This window comes from Candidatus Krumholzibacteriia bacterium, from assembly GCA_030748535.1.
Classification (GTDB): Bacteria; Krumholzibacteriota; Krumholzibacteriia; order JACNKJ01; family JACNKJ01; genus JASMLU01.
In genome coordinates this window covers 198,006-215,455 of the sequence record JASMLU010000002.1, presented here as the reverse complement: position 1 = coordinate 215,455, position 17,450 = coordinate 198,006, and the positions used below count along the sequence as shown (strand labels likewise).

General features: G+C 58.5%; 18 protein-coding genes and 1 tRNA gene. All 19 read left to right on the top strand.

Annotated elements, in window-relative coordinates:
• The first annotated feature begins 36 nt into the window (after positions 1 to 36).
• The 19 genes from udk to QGH30_04800 all read left to right on the top strand — a co-directional run bounded on the left by udk (position 37) and on the right by QGH30_04800 (position 17,446).
• Positions 37 to 684: a uridine kinase gene (gene udk, locus QGH30_04890; protein MDP7021673.1), complete on the top strand. Its 648-nt coding sequence runs from the start codon at positions 37 to 39 to the stop codon at positions 682 to 684.
• A complete protein-coding gene (locus QGH30_04885; GenBank protein MDP7021672.1) occupies positions 681 to 1,601 on the top strand; it encodes a UbiA prenyltransferase family protein in 921 nt (306 codons plus the stop codon). The genes udk and QGH30_04885 overlap by 4 nt, the downstream gene beginning before the upstream one ends.
• The gene (gene ispE / locus QGH30_04880) at positions 1,602 to 2,492 is read left to right on the top strand and encodes a 4-(cytidine 5'-diphospho)-2-C-methyl-D-erythritol kinase (protein ID MDP7021671.1); all 891 of its coding nucleotides are present in this window, start codon (positions 1,602 to 1,604) and stop codon (positions 2,490 to 2,492) included.
• Between the two features lie 44 nt (positions 2,493 to 2,536).
• Positions 2,537 to 2,839 (top strand): septation regulator SpoVG, encoded by a 303-nt coding sequence (spoVG, locus tag QGH30_04875; GenBank protein MDP7021670.1) that lies wholly within the window; start codon positions 2,537 to 2,539, stop codon positions 2,837 to 2,839.
• A gap of 9 nt (positions 2,840 to 2,848) precedes the next feature.
• A tRNA-Gln gene (locus QGH30_04870) sits at positions 2,849 to 2,920 on the top strand.
• Positions 2,921 to 2,986: 66 nt separating this feature from the next.
• Complete coding sequence (locus QGH30_04865) at positions 2,987 to 3,931, top strand: ribose-phosphate pyrophosphokinase (protein ID MDP7021669.1); 945 nt, start codon at positions 2,987 to 2,989, stop codon at positions 3,929 to 3,931.
• A gap of 76 nt (positions 3,932 to 4,007) precedes the next feature.
• Positions 4,008 to 4,676, top strand: coding sequence for a 50S ribosomal protein L25 (locus QGH30_04860; GenBank protein ID MDP7021668.1), 669 nt, complete (start codon positions 4,008 to 4,010; stop codon positions 4,674 to 4,676).
• Positions 4,666 to 5,298 (top strand): aminoacyl-tRNA hydrolase, encoded by a 633-nt coding sequence (gene pth / locus QGH30_04855; GenBank protein ID MDP7021667.1) that lies wholly within the window; start codon positions 4,666 to 4,668, stop codon positions 5,296 to 5,298. Before QGH30_04860 ends, pth begins: the two co-directional genes overlap by 11 nt.
• A 31-nt stretch (positions 5,299 to 5,329) precedes the next feature.
• On the top strand, positions 5,330 to 7,378 hold the full coding sequence (locus tag QGH30_04850) for a sodium-translocating pyrophosphatase (protein MDP7021666.1): 2,049 nt from the start codon (positions 5,330 to 5,332) through the stop codon (positions 7,376 to 7,378).
• Positions 7,379 to 7,504: 126 nt separating this feature from the next.
• A complete protein-coding gene (rpsF, locus tag QGH30_04845) occupies positions 7,505 to 8,062 on the top strand; it encodes a 30S ribosomal protein S6 (protein MDP7021665.1) in 558 nt (185 codons plus the stop codon).
• Positions 8,062 to 8,319 carry a 30S ribosomal protein S18 gene (rpsR, locus tag QGH30_04840; protein ID MDP7021664.1) on the top strand — a complete coding sequence of 86 codons (258 nt, stop codon included), beginning with the start codon at positions 8,062 to 8,064 and terminating at the stop codon, positions 8,317 to 8,319. Before rpsF ends, rpsR begins: the two co-directional genes overlap by 1 nt.
• 17 nt (positions 8,320 to 8,336) lie before the next feature.
• Positions 8,337 to 8,786, top strand: coding sequence for a 50S ribosomal protein L9 (gene rplI, locus QGH30_04835; GenBank protein MDP7021663.1), 450 nt, complete (start codon positions 8,337 to 8,339; stop codon positions 8,784 to 8,786).
• A gap of 23 nt (positions 8,787 to 8,809) precedes the next feature.
• Positions 8,810 to 10,168 carry a phosphomannomutase/phosphoglucomutase gene (locus QGH30_04830; protein ID MDP7021662.1) on the top strand — a complete coding sequence of 453 codons (1,359 nt, stop codon included), beginning with the start codon at positions 8,810 to 8,812 and terminating at the stop codon, positions 10,166 to 10,168.
• Positions 10,168 to 11,229, top strand: coding sequence for a mannose-1-phosphate guanylyltransferase (locus QGH30_04825; protein ID MDP7021661.1), 1,062 nt, complete (start codon positions 10,168 to 10,170; stop codon positions 11,227 to 11,229). Before QGH30_04830 ends, QGH30_04825 begins: the two co-directional genes overlap by 1 nt.
• A 12-nt stretch (positions 11,230 to 11,241) precedes the next feature.
• A complete protein-coding gene (locus QGH30_04820) occupies positions 11,242 to 12,384 on the top strand; it encodes a peptidyl-prolyl cis-trans isomerase (protein MDP7021660.1) in 1,143 nt (380 codons plus the stop codon).
• A 9-nt stretch (positions 12,385 to 12,393) separates the two neighbouring features.
• Positions 12,394 to 12,912, top strand: a complete 519-nt coding sequence (locus tag QGH30_04815) for a gamma carbonic anhydrase family protein (GenBank protein ID MDP7021659.1) — start codon at positions 12,394 to 12,396, stop codon at positions 12,910 to 12,912.
• Positions 12,909 to 14,666: an ABC transporter substrate-binding protein gene (locus QGH30_04810; protein ID MDP7021658.1), complete on the top strand. Its 1,758-nt coding sequence runs from the start codon at positions 12,909 to 12,911 to the stop codon at positions 14,664 to 14,666. Before QGH30_04815 ends, QGH30_04810 begins: the two co-directional genes overlap by 4 nt.
• A 66-nt stretch (positions 14,667 to 14,732) precedes the next feature.
• The gene (gene selA, locus QGH30_04805; protein ID MDP7021657.1) at positions 14,733 to 16,142 is read left to right on the top strand and encodes an L-seryl-tRNA(Sec) selenium transferase; all 1,410 of its coding nucleotides are present in this window, start codon (positions 14,733 to 14,735) and stop codon (positions 16,140 to 16,142) included.
• Positions 16,139 to 17,446: a hypothetical protein gene (locus tag QGH30_04800; protein ID MDP7021656.1), complete on the top strand. Its 1,308-nt coding sequence runs from the start codon at positions 16,139 to 16,141 to the stop codon at positions 17,444 to 17,446. Before selA ends, QGH30_04800 begins: the two co-directional genes overlap by 4 nt.
• Positions 17,447 to 17,450: the final 4 nt, after the last annotated feature.

Sequence of the window (17,450 nt, the reverse complement as noted above, 5' to 3'; positions counted from 1 at the left end):
GGCTGCTCCTGATAGCCTGAATGCAGGGAGAGGGAAATGAGTGATCCAGTTGTCATCGGAATTGCCGGGGGTAGTGGCTCGGGGAAGACCAGCGTGGCCCGCAAGGTGCAAAGCTTCTTTCCCTATGAGCGCGTGCTCATCCTCAGCCATGATTCCTATTACCGGCACTATCCGGAGATGAGCCTTGAAGAGCGCTCGGGGTTGAACTTCGACCATCCTTCCGCCTTTGAAACCGACCTTCTGATCGCACACATTGATGAACTGAAGTCCGGTCGCAGAATCGTGCAGCCGAACTACGACTATGAAACGCACCTCCGTCAGGAGGAAGGTTTGCCCATGGGTCCCGGAGACATTGTCCTGCTCGAAGGCATTCTGGTTCTGGAGGATGCGCGACTTCGGGACCGAATGGACATCCGGATCTTTATCGACGCGGATGCCGATGAGCGTTTCATCCGGAGATTGCAGCGGGATGTGAAGAGTCGGGAGAGGGATCTGGAATCCATTATTCGGCAGTACACGGCAACGGTGCGCCCCATGCATCTTCAGTTTGTTGAATCAAGCAAGCGATACGCGGATCTCATTATCCCCGAGGGCGCACACAATGAGGTTGCCATTGATCTTCTCGTGACCAAGATTCACGACATCCTCAATCGCAAGAACCTGGAACAGGAGAATGGAGAATGACCGCAATCCTTGCCCTTTTCGAGGGAATGCGCCCGCGGCAGTGGGTGAAGAACTTCCTCCTCCTTTTCGGAGTTGTCTTTGCCCGGCAGGCCGGCAACCCGGATTCCCTTCTGCTTGCCTTTCAGGGCTTTGCTGTTTTCTGCCTGCTCTCCGGCTCGGTCTATCTTTTCAACGACCGACTGGATCTGGAGCAGGACCGCTGTCATCCAAAGAAGTGTCACCGCCCCATGGCTTCCGGTCGTTTGGGTGAAGGTCTCTTTCGAGCGGCCTTTCCCGTTTTCGTCTTACTGGCACTAGTATGGAGCTGGAGTCTCGGGAAGAACTTCTTTTTACTGGCCCTGGCTTTTTTCCTCCTGAACCTGCTCTATTCCACCTGGATGAAGCATCAGGTCGTTCTCGATGTCTTTGGCATTGCGATGAACTTTGTGATGCGGGCCGTAGCCGGGGTGGCAGTGCTGGCTCCTCAAATGGTGGCCGGTTTCGAGGGAAGCGGCGTGTCGGATTCCGGCTCTGTCTTCCTCAGCCCCTGGCTTCTGGTGACCACCTTCTTTGGTGCCCTTTTTCTGGCATTTGCAAAGCGGCGAAGTGAGCTTCTCCATTTGGAGAAGCCGGAGTCTCATCGAAGGGTCCTGAAAAACTATACCGCGCCTCTTCTGGATCAACTTCTCAGCATTTCTGCAGCAGCGGTTCTTCTGTCCTATGCACTCTACACACTCTGGCCGCAGACCGTGGAACATCTTGGGCAGGACATCCTGCTCAGTGCCTTCTTTGTTACCTATGGAGTGATGCGATATTTCTACCTGATCTACCGAAGGGATCTCGGGGGAGACCCCTCCGAAGTGTTTTTGCGGGACCGCCCCCTTCAGTTTGGCATCCTGCTCTATGTTCTCAGCGTCCTCTACAGTGTGGGTACCTAGATGACACAGGAATCTCTTCGCGCATTTGCCCCGGCAAAACTGAATCTTGGACTCGAGGTTATTCGCCAGCGGTCCGATGGTTTTCATGATCTGGAGACCATCTTTCAGGCCATCGATTTCGGGGATGATCTTGAGTTTAGCAAGGTGAAAGGCCGCGACGGCCTGCGCATGAAAGTCGAGGGGCTTCCCCTTTCCACCGGACCGGACAATCTGGTCAGCCAGGCCTGGGACATCCTGCGCCCCTTGCTACCCCCTGGGGAACAGGGACTCAATGTTCGTCTCCACAAGAGAATTCCTACCGGATCCGGCCTCGGGGGAGGAAGCAGTAATGCGGCAGCAACACTCAAGGCCATCTCGCGCCTCTGGAGCTTAAAGCTGTCCCCGGATCAAATGGCGGAACTGGCCCTGCAACTTGGTTGCGATGTCCCCTTTTTCCTTCGGGGAGGCACGGCCATCGGACGGGGGCGAGGGGAGATCCTGGAGCCTCTTGTTCCCCTGTCCAGCGGTGCCTTTCTCCTCCTGTTTCCGGGGATCTCTGTCTCCACGACCTGGGCTTTCGGGCAGGTGAAATTGGGCTTGACACGTCATTCCTATCGAATTAGGGTGGAACAAGTTAAGGCGTATCTTGCCCGTTTCCCGTCTCCCGCCATGGTTCTCAAAAATCGGCTGGAAGACGCAGTAGTCCCATCTTATCCGGTCATGGGAACGGCGGCAGAAGCCCTGACGGAGTCCGGCGCGGTTCATGTATCCATGTCCGGAAGCGGCTCTTGTCTTTTCGGCACCTACCCGGATATCAAGAGCGCAGAAGAAGTTTGTGAGGCCCTGAAAGAGCGGTGGGAGTGCCGGGTGGCGGCCCCATATCCCGGGGGCGCAGGGTGCGAGACAGTCTGACGCCACGTTCAATCCGCAGAAACGGAAGCAGGACAGGAGATCCGATGGAAATCACAGAAGTCCGGATTTCTCTGAGGGAAGACGAGAAGCTCAAGGCCTTCGCCAGTATTACCTTTGAGGACAGCTTCGTGGTTAGGGGTCTGAAGATTATCGAGGGCGCGAACGGCACTTTCGTGGCCATGCCCAGCCGTCGCAGAAATGACGGAACCTATCAGGACGTGGCCCATCCTGTGAACAATGAAACCCGGCAGAGGATTGAGGCGAGGATACTCGGCGAATATGCCAGGGAACTGAGCCTGGAGCGGGAGGGAAAAGCTCTTGCTTCTTCCGGCACCGATGATTACTAGTCCCTTTGCTGGGGCGTGGACAAGTGGCAAGTCACCAGTTTTTGGTACTGGCAATCGCAGGTTCGAATCCTGCCGCCCCAACCTTTTGATTCTATGATCACCGGCCCTGGCCGGTGATTTCATTTTCACCGTGGAGGGATGAACGAGATGTTCGGGAACCGGGACAATCTGCGTCTGATGTCGGGGAATGCCAGTCAGAGCCTTTCAGTCAGAATTGCCGCTTCCCTGGGGCTTCCACTCACGAAGACCACCGCGGAGAAGTTCAGCGACGGGGAAATCCACCTGCAACTGGGAGAGAATATCCGGGGCGTGGATGCCTTTATCGTGCAGTCCACTCCGGCGCCTGCTGACAACCTCCTGGAACTCCTGATGATGATCGATGCCTGTAAGAGAGCGTCCGCCGATCGTGTTACGGCAGTGATTCCCTACTTCGGCTACGCGCGACAGGATCGAAAGGATCGCCCGCGGGTTCCCATTACGGCGAAGCTCGTGGCCAACCTGATTGCCGGTGCCGGGGCCGACAGGGTTCTCACCATGGATCTTCATGCCCCGCAGATTCAGGGTTTCTTTGATCTTCCTCTCGACCACCTTTTGGCCGCACCGGTTCTTCTCGACCATGTTCGCAAGCTGGATCTGGAGCCGCTGGCCGTGGTCGCTCCCGATGTGGGAAGCGTGAAGATGGCCCGAGCCTTCGCAAAGCGCCTGGGTGCAGACCTTGCGATTGTGGACAAGAGGCGCCCTGCTCCCAATGTGTCCGAGTGTCTGGATCTGATTGGCAGCGTTGAAGAGAAACATGTCATTATCTTCGACGACATGATCGACACTGCCGGAACTCTGGTCGAGGCTTCGAAACTCTGCAAGGATCAGGGAGCCTTGACGGTTCACGCCACCGCCACCCATGCGGTTTTTTCAGGCCCGGCCAAGGACAGGATCGATGAATCGCCTCTTTCCAGCGTTGCCGTGACCGATTCTCTGGGGATAGAGGAATCCAGATTTCCCAGAAATTGCACGGTTTTGGACATTGCCCCCTTGCTTGCCGAGGCAATTCGACGTATTCATAATGCCGAGTCTGTAAGTTCTTTGTTTATTTGACCCCCGGATTTCCGGGACATTGCCAGCTTTCCGTATCCCGGCCATGAGAGCCCGGGGCGGATCGATGAGGAGTGAAATGAAAACCGTATCCCTCAAGGCCCAGAGCCGCCAGGGCAAGGGGAAGTCTGTCACCCGCAAACTGCGTGCTTCCGGACAGATTCCAGGCAACCTCTACGGTGCCGGAGTCCCTTCTGAGTCCATCCAGTTGAACAACACGGAACTGGAAACCATGTTTCGTCTGCACAAGGGCGGGAACTTCCTGATTGAGTTGGAAATCGACGATAATGAAGCGATTCTCACGCTTATCCGGGAACACCAGATCCATCCCGTGAGCCGCAAGCATGTCCACCTCGATTTCCAGCGCGTCCAGCTCGGTCAGAAGTTGAATGTCGACATTCCCATTTACCTGACCGGTGAAGCCATTGGTGCAAAGGATTTCGGTGGCACGGTCGAGCAGGTTCTGCGCAGTGTCAGTGTCAGTTGCCTGCCCCGTGAGATCCCCGACTTCATTGAGATCGATATCAATGAACTCGGAATCAATGACTCTATCCATGTGGGAAGCCTGGATGTTCCCAATGTGGAGTTCCTGGTCGATGAAAGTCAGACCGTCGTCCTCTGTGCGCCTCCGCGCCTGAGTACCGAGGCAGAAGATGAAGAACCCGAAGAAGGCCTGGAAGGGGAAGAGGCTGCTGAGGGTGAGGGCGAAGAGACTGCTGAAGGGTCTTCCAAAGAAGATGCTGAATAGCCTCCTTCGCTTCTTTGCTTCGAAGCGTCTTGACGATCAGAATCTGACCCGGGTCATCCTGGGTCTTGGAAACCCGGGTCGCCGATATCAGGCGACCCGGCACAATTTCGGGGTCATGGTTCTCGGAGACCTTCTTCGCCGCAGGCACCTGACCTTCCTTCCCGGCCGAGGCTCTTTTGAAGGCAGTCGCTTATCCAGTCCCGGAGGCGATGTCCTTCTGGCCAGACCGACGACCTTCATGAACCACAGTGGCCGGGCCGCCCTGGAGATCAGGGATCGAACCGGAATTTCGGCCGATCGCTTTCTCGTTCTCTGTGACGATCTGGACCTTCCATTGGGAAGGATCCGTCTGAAACAGGGAGGGGGGAGCGGGGGGCATCGGGGTCTTGAGTCCCTGATCCGGGAACTGCAAAGTGAAGACTTCCTTCGTTTGAGGATTGGCATCGGCCGTCCCCCGGAGGGAGTCGAAGTAAGCGATTATGTCCTCTCCGCTTTTGACGGGGAAGAACTTGACAGGGGGAGGCGGATTGTCGAATCTGCTGCCGATGCTGTCGAAATGTTTCTGGCTGAAGGGCTGGAGAAGACGGCCATGCGGTTCAATCCCCTGATGATTGAGTCCTGAATAGCAAGAACCACCAACCACAGAGGTAAGCATGGTAATCCCCCTGGTACTGGCCTCCGGCGTTCTCGCCCTCCTGTTTGCGGCCTACAAGTCCTCCTGGGTCAACCGTCAGAACCCCGGAGATGAGAAAATGATGGAGATTGGAAAGGCTGTGCGCGAAGGTGCCATGGCTTTTCTCTCCCGTGAATACAAGGTTCTCGGCATTTTCGTTCTGGCCGTTGCGATCCTTCTCTTCCTGGCGAACCGGGGAGCGGGCAAGGGTCTGGTCGCCGTCTCCTTTGTCGTGGGGGCACTGGCGTCTGGTCTCGCCGGCTATATTGGAATGCGTGTTGCGACGGCCGCGAATACGCGGACCACGCAGGCCGCTCGCACGAGCCTGACAGGAGCCCTGCAGGTCGCCTTTTCCGGCGGTGCTGTCATGGGAATGGCCGTGGTGGGTCTGGGTGTCATCGGGCTGAGTGGGCTCTTCTGGCTCTACGGCGGTTCTTCCGGAACGGCGGATCTGAGCTTTGTCATGGAGATCCTCTCCGGCTTTGCCATGGGTGCCAGCTCGATCGCCCTCTTCGCCCGCGTGGGGGGAGGGATCTACACCAAGGCCGCCGATGTGGGCGCAGACCTGGTGGGGAAGGTCGAGGCAGGCATCCCCGAGGACGATCCCCGCAACCCGGCGACCATTGCCGATAATGTGGGCGACAATGTGGGCGATGTTGCCGGTATGGGAGCGGATCTTTTCGAGAGTTATGTCGGCTCGATCATCGGCGCCATGGTTCTTGCAGCCGGTGCGAGCAGTCTCGCTCCTGAGCTTCGTCTCAACTATGTGTTGCTTCCCCTGGTTCTCGCCGGTGCCGGGATTCTGGTTTCCATTCTCGGGACCTTCTTCGTGAGGGTCAAGGAGGGGGGGAATCCCCAGACTGCCCTGAACATGGGTACCTTCGGTGCTGCGATTCTCATGGTTGTCCTGACCTGGTTCCTTGCTGAGCACTTTGCAGGGGGAACAGGTACCTGGTCAGCCCTGAATATCTTTGGAGCCACTGTCGTCGGGCTGGTGGCCGGAGTTCTTGTGGGGCTCTTTACGGAGTACTACACTGCGGAAAACCGGGGACCCACGCATGCGATTGCCAAGGCCTCCGAGACGGGTCCTGCCACGAACCTCATCAGCGGACTGGGAACGGGAATGCTCTCTACGGCGCTTCCCGTGATTGCCATTGCTTTGGCTCTTAAGTTCTCTTTCCAGTTGGCGGGTCTCTACGGCATCGCGATTGCGGCGCTTGGCATGCTGGCCACCACGGGCATTCAACTGGCCGTGGACGCCTATGGACCCATTGCTGACAACGCCGGTGGCTGTGCCGAGATGGCAGAGCTTCCCGCAGAAGTGCGCGAGCGCACGGACAAGCTGGATGCGGTCGGAAACACGACGGCGGCCATTGGAAAGGGTTTTGCCATTGGCTCTGCAGCCCTGACGGCTCTGGCTCTCTTCTCTGCTTTCAGCCAGACCGTGGGTCTCCGCTACGAGGACACCTCCATTCTGGATCCTTCCATCGTTACGGGACTCCTGATTGGTGCCATGCTGCCCTTCCTCTTTTCCTCCTTCGCCATGAAGGCGGTCGGAAGCGCGGCTTTCGAGATGATTGAAGAAGTGCGTCGGCAGTTCCGTGAGATTCCGGGCCTGCTCGAGGGCAAGGCTCGGGCGGATTACGCCCGCTGCGTGGACATTTCCACGGCCGCGGCCATTCGCCAGATGATTGCTCCGGGACTTCTCGCTGTTCTGACGCCGGTCTTCTTCGGCCTGATCCTGCGCAATCCGGTGATGCTGGCGGGGGTTCTTGCCGGCGTGACGTCCAGCGGCGTGCTGATGGCGCTGTTCATGTCCAATGCCGGGGGTGCCTGGGACAATGCGAAGAAGTACATCGAGGGCGGAAATCACGGCGGCAAGGGCTCGGAAGCCCATCATGCTGCGGTCGTGGGAGATACGGTGGGAGATCCCTTCAAGGATACGGCCGGACCGAGCCTGAACATCCTCATCAAGCTCATGAGCGTGGTGAGTCTGGTTCTCGCACCCTTGATGAAAAACTTCCTCTAAGTCTTTACAAACGCGGAAGATTCGCCTATCTTTTTCTGCCGGGAGCTTCGGCTCCCGGCTTTTTTCAATTCGATCGATGCCTGGCCGCAAGGCGGCCATACCCTGCTTCCGCCAGACGGAAGCCTCATGTCCGAAGGGAGGACGGCATTGAAGGCCTACGAATGCCTTTACATCCTGCATCCGGCCGCCGCTGAGCCGGAACTCAAGCAGTCTGCCGATAAATACGGCAAGATTATCACCGAACAGGGCGGAACCCTGAACAAGACCGACATCTGGGGCAAGCGCGAGTTGGCCTACCGGATCCGGAACCTTACTTCAGGCAACTACATCCTGCTTCGCTTTGAGGGCGACAACAATGTCCTCGATCACCTCAGCCATGGTTTCCGTGTGGATGACCGGGTTTTCCGCAACATGATCACCTATGAAATTCCCGAAGGCACGGGATACAATGATGAGATCATGGTTCTCTCCGAGAAGAAGGAAAGGCCCCGTCGCGGTCGTCGCCGCTTTGAGCGCCGACCCGGTGGAGGCGGTCGTTTTTCGGGGGGTCCCCGACGTGATGAGGGCGATCGCCCCCGTCCGCCAAGAGAGGAAACTGCAGCCCCGCCCCAGGTGGCCCCTGCGGAGGCAAGCGCTCCTGCGAGCGACAGCCCCGAGAATCCCAGTGCTGGAGGTGAGGAATAATGGCCAGAGTCCGACGCAAGAAGAAGCCGCGCAAACAATATGGACGGAAAAAGGTCTGTAAGTTCTGTGTGACCAAGCTTCACGACCTCGACTACAAAAACCATGAACTTCTCGGTCGTTTCATGAATGACCGGGGAAAGATCGCCCCTCGCCGCGTCACGGGAACCTGTGCACATCATCAGCGCACCCTGGTCAATGCGATCAAGCGTGCCCGCTACGTTGCGCTGCTGCCCTACACCCGTGAACACTGGCGATAGCGGCAAGGAGGCGAACAATGGATATCATTTTGCTGCAACATGTCGAAGGCCTCGGTGATCGCGGGGAAATTGTCAAGGTTGCCCGCGGTTACTATCGCAACTATCTCGGCCCGAAGAAGCTTGCCATGCTGGCCACGGATGGCAATCGTCGGCGCATGGCGGAGGAAGAGCGAGTTCGTGTCCTTCGTTCCAAGAAGCATCGGGATCTGTCCGGAAAGGCGGCCGAGGAACTCAACGGTCTTGAACTGGAGTTCCGCATGAAGGTTGGCGAAGACGGACAGCTCTTTGCTTCGGTGAATGCCCTAAAGATTGCCCAGGAACTGGGTCGTCTCGGCAAGAAGGTGGCATCGAAGAATGTTCTTCTTGAAGAGCCGATCAAGGCCCTGACGGAGGAAGCCGTGGATGTTGCGATCCGTTTCCCTCATGAGGTGACGGCTCAGGTCAAGGTCTCAGTAGTCAAGGAGTAGCTTTTTCCAGGGAGGGATTCCGGGTGGAACTGCCTCGGCACATTTTCCGTGAATATGACATTCGCGGCCTTGTGGGAGAGGAACTGCAGCCCGGGAGCTACCGCCAGATCGGGGCGGCTCTTGGCGCCCGGTTTCTCGCAGAAGGAGCCAGGGAGGCCGTCATCGGCCACGACAACCGGCTTCACTCTCCCGAACTCTATCAGGCTCTTTCCGAGGGCATCCGCTCCACGGGACTGGATGTCCTCGGTCTGGGTCTTCTCCCCACACCGGCTCTCTACTACGCCCTTGCCCGCAGGGAGGGGGGATGTGGAGCCGTGGTCACCGCAAGCCACAATCCTCCCGAGTACAACGGGCTGAAGATTGTTTCCGGGGGAATGGCCCTTTCCGGAGATGCGATTCGCTCTCTTCGCGATGAGGCCATGGGTCCTCTGCCCGAAGGAGACGGGGCTTGGCGCGAGGATGATATTCTCGACGAATATGTCGGGAATCTCCTCGGCAATCTCAAGACGGAACGACCTGTCCGGGTCGTGGTGGACTGTGCCAACGGAACGGCCGGGACCGTAGCCCGCCGCCTCTTTGAAGGACTGGATGCCCGCGCGGAGTTTCTCTATGAAGAACCCGACGGCACCTTTCCCAATCATCCGGCCGACCCGGTGGTCGAGGCGAACCTCCAGGACCTGATTGTCCAGGTGCGACGCAGCGGCGCGGAACTGGGGATTGCCTTTGACGGCGACAGCGACCGGCTCGGAGTCGTCGATGCCGAGGGCCGGATTCTCTGGGGAGACCAACTCCTGGCACTTTACTCCCGCAGTCTGCTGAAAGAGCATCCCGGCGCGAAGGTGATCTTCGAGGTGAAGTGTTCCCGCGCCCTGGCCGAAGATATCCGCGCCCACGGGGGCGAGCCCCTGCTCTGGAAAACCGGCCACTCCCTGATCAAGGCCAAGATGAAAGAGGAGAAGGCCCTTCTGGCAGGGGAGATGAGCGGGCACCTCTTCTTTGCTGACCGCTACTATGGCTTCGATGACGCTCTCTACGCGGCGGGACGCCTTTTGGAGATTCTCTCAAAAAGCGACATCAGCCTGGGAGAAATGCTCTCCGATCTTCCGCATTACGAATCCACACCCGAAATGAAGATTGCCTGTCCCGACGACCAGAAGTTCGAGATCGTCGAAGCACTTCGAAAGAAACTGGCCGGGAAGCACAATGTCATCGACATCGATGGAGTGAGACTGGAAATGCCCGAGGCTTGGGGATTGGTTCGGGCTTCCAATACCAGCCCGGTTCTCGTCCTTCGCTTTGAGGGCAGGGACCAGGACAGTCTCGATGAGGTCCGGGAACTGGTGATGGCAGAACTCGAGACCCTCTTGCCGGAGGAGGGCTGATGGCGACTCACCTGATCCTTCTTGCAGGCGGCAAGGGAAGCCGCTTCTGGCCCCTGAGCCGGAGCGCAAGGCCCAAGCAACTCCTGCCCCTGCTCAGCGAGAAGAGTCTCCTTCGGGAAACCTGGCTCCGCGTTCGTCCCCTGGCTCCCCCCGAAAGAATCTGGGTGATTGGCTCCCGCTCTCTGGAGTCGGCCTGTCTGAAGGAACTGCCGGAACTTCCCCGTGAAAACTATGTCGGAGAGCCTGTGGGAAGGAACACGGCGGCCGCCATTGCTCTGGGTCTGGCCCGAATCCTCCGCAGGGATCCTCGCGCCCGCATCGCAGTCTTTCCCACCGACCACTACATTGCTGACCGACAGGAGTTTCTTGCCCTGTGCCGCAGTGCCCTGAGGGAAACAGCGAATCGCTCCATCCTGACTCTCGGGATTCTGCCCGACCGTCCGGAGACCGGTTACGGCTACATTGAAACCTCATCCAAAGCCCGAGGCCGGACCGCCCGAAAGGTTCTGCGATTTCGCGAGAAACCGTCGGCGGCTCTTGCCCGCAAGTTTTTGGCCACGGGCAAGTTCCTCTGGAACAGCGGGATGTTCTTCTTCCAGGGGGATCGCATGAAGGAGGCTTTCATCGAGCATCTTCCCCAACTTTGGGAGTCAGTGGAAGAGTTGGCCTCGGAGGACAAGGATGCCCGTTTCCGGAGAGCGCTCCAGAGGGTCTATCCTCAGTTGCCTTCCCATTCCTTTGATGTGGGTATCATGGAGAAGGTGTCCGGGGTGAAGGTTCTTCCGGCCCGCATGGGCTGGAGTGATGTCGGAAGTTGGGAGGCTCTGGGCGAGCTTCTGCCCGAAGACGAAGAGAACCGGGGAAGAGGGGAGATCCTCTCTCTCGACTCCCGGGACAATGTGGTCTATTCTCCAGAGGGTCTGGTGGCTCTTCTGGGAGTGAAGAATCTGGTCGTGGTTCGGGACGGGGAACGCGTCCTGGTCTGCGACCGAAAACGAGTTCAGGAATTACGAAAACTGGTGGAACGGCTCGAATCCGAGGGCCGGACCGAGCATCTCTGATTGGGAGGAATGATGAAAAAGACCTGCATTCTCAGCCTGCTTCTGCTCCTGTTTCTGGGAGCCTGTGGAGAAAAAGCCAGCGAGGGAGACAGTGTCGTCCTTGCCACGATTGGTGACGAGACGATTACCCAGTCGGATTTCGATGCGGAGCTTGAGAAGGTGCCGCCCTTCCAGCGGCGGGACATGGAAACTCCCGAAGGCCGCGCAAAGTTTCTGGAAAGAATGGTGGAGATGGAGGCCCTCTATCTTGCAGCCAAAGATGCCGGCATGGAAGGGGATGAGGATGTGGTCGCAGAACACGACTACGCCGTCCGCCAGATCATGATGAAGCATTACTACAAGAAGCACATCGAGGCTGCGGCAAAGCCCGGGGATGAGGACATCGCCGATTACTACGAATCCCATGCAGAGGAGTTCGTCCTGAAGGCGAAGGTTCACGCGCGGATGATCCTGTCGAAGTCGGAAGATCGGTCTCGGGAAATCGCAAAGAAGCTGTCTGGAGGCGCAGACTTCCTGCTCCTTGCTTCCGAAGAGAATGAGGATCCCGCTCTTTCCGCCGAGTCCGGTGACCTGGGTTGGTTCACCCGCGATGGTTATGTGCGGAGTGTCGGGGTGAAACAGGAATTCACGGATCTCGTTTTCGCACAGGAAATCGGCTCGATCAGCGACCCCATTGAAATCGAGAACATTGGTTGGGCCATCGTTCTTCTGGAAGAGCGGGAGGATGCGCGGCAGCAGGATCTGGAGGAAGTCCGTTCGGAGATCATTCGCCGTCTGGAGCCCAAGGCTCGCGAAAAGATGTACCGCGACAGTCTGGATGCCCTGAAAGAGAAATACAATGCCGAGATTTTCCCCTCCGGGAAGCTGCAGGTCGGAGATCCGGAGGAACTCTTTCTCCTCGCCCAGGATACAAAGGATCCGAGAAAACGGATTGATTACTATCGCCAGCTTCTCGAGCAGTTCGGCGATTCCGAGCAGGCGGACCGGGCGCAGTTCATGATCGGCTTTGTCTTCTCGGAAGAGCTTCAGGACACCCTGCAGGCGAAGAGCGCCTTCGAGGCCTACCTTGAAAAGTACCCCGAGAGCGATCTTGCCAAGGATGCGAAGTACATGCTTGATGCGCTCTCAGGTGTGGCCCTGCCCCTGGAACCCTAGAGGAGACCGATGCCCTGTCGCCCGGTCGGTGACAAGAAACCTGTTCTGGAAGCCGGAGTCTGGCTTGCCCCCGGAGCCTGGCTTTCGGGGGAGGTCTTCCTTTCCGAGAGGGTCAATGTCTGGGACGGCGCGGTGATTCGGGGCGATCTTGCCCCCATCCGGATCGGCAGGGAAACGAACATCCAGGATGCGGTTGTCCTTCATGTGGACGATGACTTCCCCCTGACGATCGGCGCCCGATGCACGGTGGGCCATTCTGCCATTCTCCATGGTTGTGACATTGAGGATGAGGTTCTCATCGGCATGGCTTCGATTGTCATGAACGGTGCCCGTATCGGCCGGGGCAGCCTGATTGCTGCGGGGGCTTTGGTGAGAGAAGGAAGCGTGATCCCGCCCTTCAGCCTGGTGGCCGGACTTCCCGCCCGTATCCTGCGACAATTACCGGAAGAGGAAACTCTGGAAGAACGAGCGGCTTCGGTGGAGCGTTACCTCTCCATGGTCGCTGCCCACGAGGGAGCGCAGCCATGAGATTCCGCTTCCTGTTTCTTCTGCTGCTGCTTCTTCTTACTGCCTGCACGGTACGCAAGCCGGGTCTTGACCGACGGGCAGAGTTGGAGGAGAGAGAGATTCGCCATGAGGCGATTCGGGAAGCGTCCCGGCAGGGACTGGAACTCGAGGCTCGTACCCTGAGCATCCAGTTTCTTGAGGACTTCCCCGAGGATCTGGCCTGTCCCTCGCTTCACCTGTTTCTTGCCCGGACCTATCAGGAAGAGGCAAAGTTTGACCTTTCCCTTCACCACCTGGGCTTGCTCGAAGAGCAGTATCCAAAGAGCCGGGAAAACCTGGAGGGCCGCATCCGTCGAGCGGAGCTTTTTGCCCGAAGGGGAATGCCGCTCCGCTCGGCCACGCTTCTGGACCGCTGGCTGGAGGACTGGCCTGCGTCGGCAGAGAGGGAAGAGGCTCTCCTTCTTCTTCAGGATCTGGTGAACCGGGGACTGGATGAAAACGGGCTTCGCGAGTTTCGCCGTCGTCGCCCCGATTCTCCCCGGACAGCAAGAGCGGCTCTGGCTCTTGCGGAGATCCTGATTCGGGAACTTCGTCCTGCGGAGGCTCGCCCGATTCTTGCCTCGATTCTGGAGGATCCATCCCAGGGCCCGCTTCATCCCCGCTGTGTGGAACTCTTGAGTGCCATGGGCCTGAGCCTTCCGGGGATGGAGGATGTTCCCGATGCCGAGGTGCAGGTGAACCGGATTGGAATTCTGGCCCCTCTCAGCGGCCGCTTCAGCGTGTACGGCGAGGCTTTTCTGGAAGGTGCCCGCATGGCTCTTTCCCGTTTCAACGCTGAGTATCTTGCCAACTACGAAATGCTGGCTTCCGATACTCGCGGCGAACCGGTTTCCGCAGCTCTTGCCTCCCGGGACCTGATCAGCCGGCAGGGAGTGGTGGCACTTCTCGGAGAGGTGCTGACCAACCCGACGGTCTCGGCGGCTGTGGAAGCCAATGCGCGACAGGTTCCCCTGCTCTCGCCTTCTGCCACGGCCGAGAACATCCATGAGGTCGGCGACTGGGTCTTCCAGAACAGCATCACCAGTGAAGCGCAGGTGCTGGCTCTGGTGCGCTTTGCCTTCTACGAAGGTCTGGCGGCTCGCTATGCCGTTCTCTATCCGAGGCAGGGCAATGGTCAGGACCTTGCGCACTACTATGCTTCCATCGTGCAGGAACTGGGGGGCGAAATTGTAGCAAGCGTTCCCTATGAAGTGGGCATGACCGATTTCAGTCGCCCTCTGGAAGAAATCCGGGACGCCCAGCCGGAGGTTCTCTTTGTCCCGGGCGAGATCGATGAACTTCTCATGATCGTGCCCCAGTTGGCCTTTCACGATATCTACGGACAGATTCTTGGGAACGAATCCTGGAACTCCCGTCGCCTGGCCCGAATGGGGGGAGACCGCATCGAGGGAGCGATCTTTCCCAGTGACCTGCTCCTGCAGAGGGATCGTGCCCATTACGAGGATTTCCTGACACTCTGGGAGCGTCGTCATTCCGGGACTCCCAATCCAATTGCCGCCCGCAGTTATCTTGGCATGATGAGCCTGCTGGAATTGCTTGAGGGCGGCGCAGAATCAAGAGATGAAATCCGCGATCAACTCGCTCTGCGTTTCTCGGACTGGGGGGATGAGGAATTGAGAACCCTGCAGCTTTCCAGCCAGGTGACCCTGATGACCGTACAGGACGGGAAGATCGGGAGTTTCGGGGACAGCGAATTATTCGAGATCCCCGAGTAGAGTTTCTTGTCAGCATTCCCCGCTCCGTGATATTCTGCCCGCGTCACCCTGACGAAAGGGCTTCCCGTGAAGCAGATTCGACAGGCCTTGCAGGCGATTCCCTCGGTGGATCTCCTGCTGGCAAGCCCCGCGTTTCAGTCTCTGGAGCGGCGCTGGGGCCGGGAGTATCTGAAAAACCACCTTCAGATCTGCCTGGAGCAATACCGACGGGATCTCCGCGAGGGGAGGCAAAAGCCCCTGACTCGCGAGGAGATTCTCGGGGATCTGTCCCGTGACTGGGCTTCCTCCTGGAAGAATCTGGCCCTTGCTCCCACGCGCCGTGTTCTCAATGCCAGTGGTGTTCTTCTGCATACGAATCTGGGGCGCGCTCTTCTTTCCCCCCGCGCAAGGAAGGATGTCGCCACGGCGGCTTCCCGTCCGGTGGATCTGGAACTGGATCTGGAAACGGGTTCCCGTGCTTCCCGCCTGAGAAAGGTACAGTCTCTCCTGAAGGCCTGGTCCGGGGCAGAGGATGCTCTGGCCGTGAACAACAATGCGGCGGCCCTGACTCTTGCCGTGGACACGCTGGCCCGTCGTCGTCGCCTCCTGGTCTCCCGGGGAGAACAGGTGGAGATTGGCGGCAGTTTTCGCCTTCCTGAAATCCTCGAAAGATTTGCGGGCAGCATGGTGGAACTGGGTACTACCAATCGCACGAGGCTTTCGGACTATGCCTCGGCAATTCGCCGCAAGGGCGATGTGATCCTGAAGGTTCACCGAAGCAACTTCCGCCAGATCGGGTATGTGGAGGAAGCAAGTCTGGAAGAACTCGTGACTCTGGGGCGGGAAAAGGGATCGCCGGTCATCTACGATCTTGGCAGTGGCCGTTTTGACGAGGGCATGGACTGGCTGGATGAGCCGACGATCTCCGATGCTCTCTCTGCCGGACCCTCCCTGATCAGCTTCAGCGCAGACAAGGTTTTCGGAGGCCCTCAGGCCGGACTTGTTCTGGGAGAGGCAAAGATCATCGATGCCATGAGAAAGAACCCGCTGGCTCGTGCTCTTCGCCTGGACAAGCTCAGCCTGGCGGCTCTTTGCGCCACGATTTCCGGGCGCATGGAAAAGGATGGAGAGCTGCCGACCCGAAGTCTCTTGAGCAGGAACCGAAAGGAACTGGATCAGCGAGCCAGGACTCTGGCCCGCATGATCCGCGAGGAAAAGATCTCCGGCCTGCGCCTTCGCAGGGTGGAAAGCGAGGCAAGAAGTGGTGGAGGGGCGGCAGCCGAAGATGTATGGCCCAGCGCGGCTTTACAGATTCAGGTTCGTGGCTTGAAGGCCGGCAGGCTTTCCGCCCTCCTTCGCAAACAGAATCCCTCCCTGCTCGGAATTGTGAGCAAGGAGGAGTTCAGTCTGGACCTTGCGGCTCTTCAGGAAGATGAGTTGCCTCTGGTCGTGAAGGCCCTCCGGAAGGCAATCAAGGAAAGGGGGAATCCGTCATGAGTGATCAGGAGTTTTCCTCCGACGGGGATATTGCTCTCGAGAAACTCCGGGAGGCGATTGACGCAAGTGCTCCAGCAGACCACGGCGCACTGATCCTGCTGGAAGTCAATCCGGGGCCCTTTGGAGACACCCTGCGAATGATCGAGGAACTGGGCCGGGCCTGGGAGTCGGAAGGCAAGCGGGTGCTGGTCGTGGATGCCCATCCGGAAGATCCCTTCCTTGCTCCCTTTTTGCCGCTCGAATCCGAGGGCTTCTCCGAGATTCTTCACTATGGTCTGGGTCCCGATGCAGTGGTTCGCCGCCTGGAAGGCTTGCCCTGTCTCTGGATTTCAGCAGGAACCCTGGGCAGCCTCTCGCTGGAGGATCCCGCAGAACCTCGCAGAACCCTCAAGCGCCTTGTGAGTCGGGCAGAGCGTGTTCTCCTCTTGGCAAGCCCGGGGAATCAGGAAGGCTGGCTTCCTCTCTTCCGCGAAGCCTCCAGCTTCCGTTTCCGCAGAAGCGAGGAAGCTCCCTCAGAGGAAAGTCCTGCTCCGCTCTCTCCTCCTCCCTCCAGCGAGTCCGGGGATGTGGAAAAGGAGACTCCCCGCGAGCGCTGGGGGCATCGTCACTGGCCCTACTTCCTGATCGTGGTAGTCCTGATGATCTGGGCTGCCTGGTATTTTCTTCAGGACCCGGAGCGGGGCAACAGGGAAGAACGCACAAGCATGGTTCTGCCGCCGCCCGATCCCCTCTCCGTGGAGGAGGACAGGATTGCGGAAGTACCGCCTCTCCAGACAGAGAATATCCTGCTGCCGGAGGAGCCCGCCACTCCCGTGATGGAGGAGGAAACCTCCTTGCTGGAGAGCTTCTCCGTGCCGGAAGAAGAAGAGCCGGCTTATTCCGGTTTTGAGGAAATGGAGCTACTCCCGGAACAGCAAGAAGACAAGGTATCCGAGTCCACTACTCCTTCTGAGCCTGAAAAGACAAGGCCTGAAGTGGTCGAGGCTCCCAAAACCGCCCCCTGGCCGGTTCAGAGGCGCAAGGAAGGGCGCAGTTCCTGGAAAACTGCGCTTGACCACGAGGGTAGCTTTCACGTACACGTGAGTTCTTATCGTGACAGTTCCCGGGCGCTTCGAGACCTTGCCGATGAGCGTTTCCCGGAGCAGATCATCGTGATTCGCAGAGCCAGGGTTGGAGACCGCGACTGGTTCCGGATTTGTGTCGGAGAGTTCGAGGAACTCTCCGCGGCCTGTGCATTCCGGGATTCCCTCCTCGATGAGGCGGGACTGGATTACTGCGCAATTGGCATCAACCCCGTTGAGTAACGGG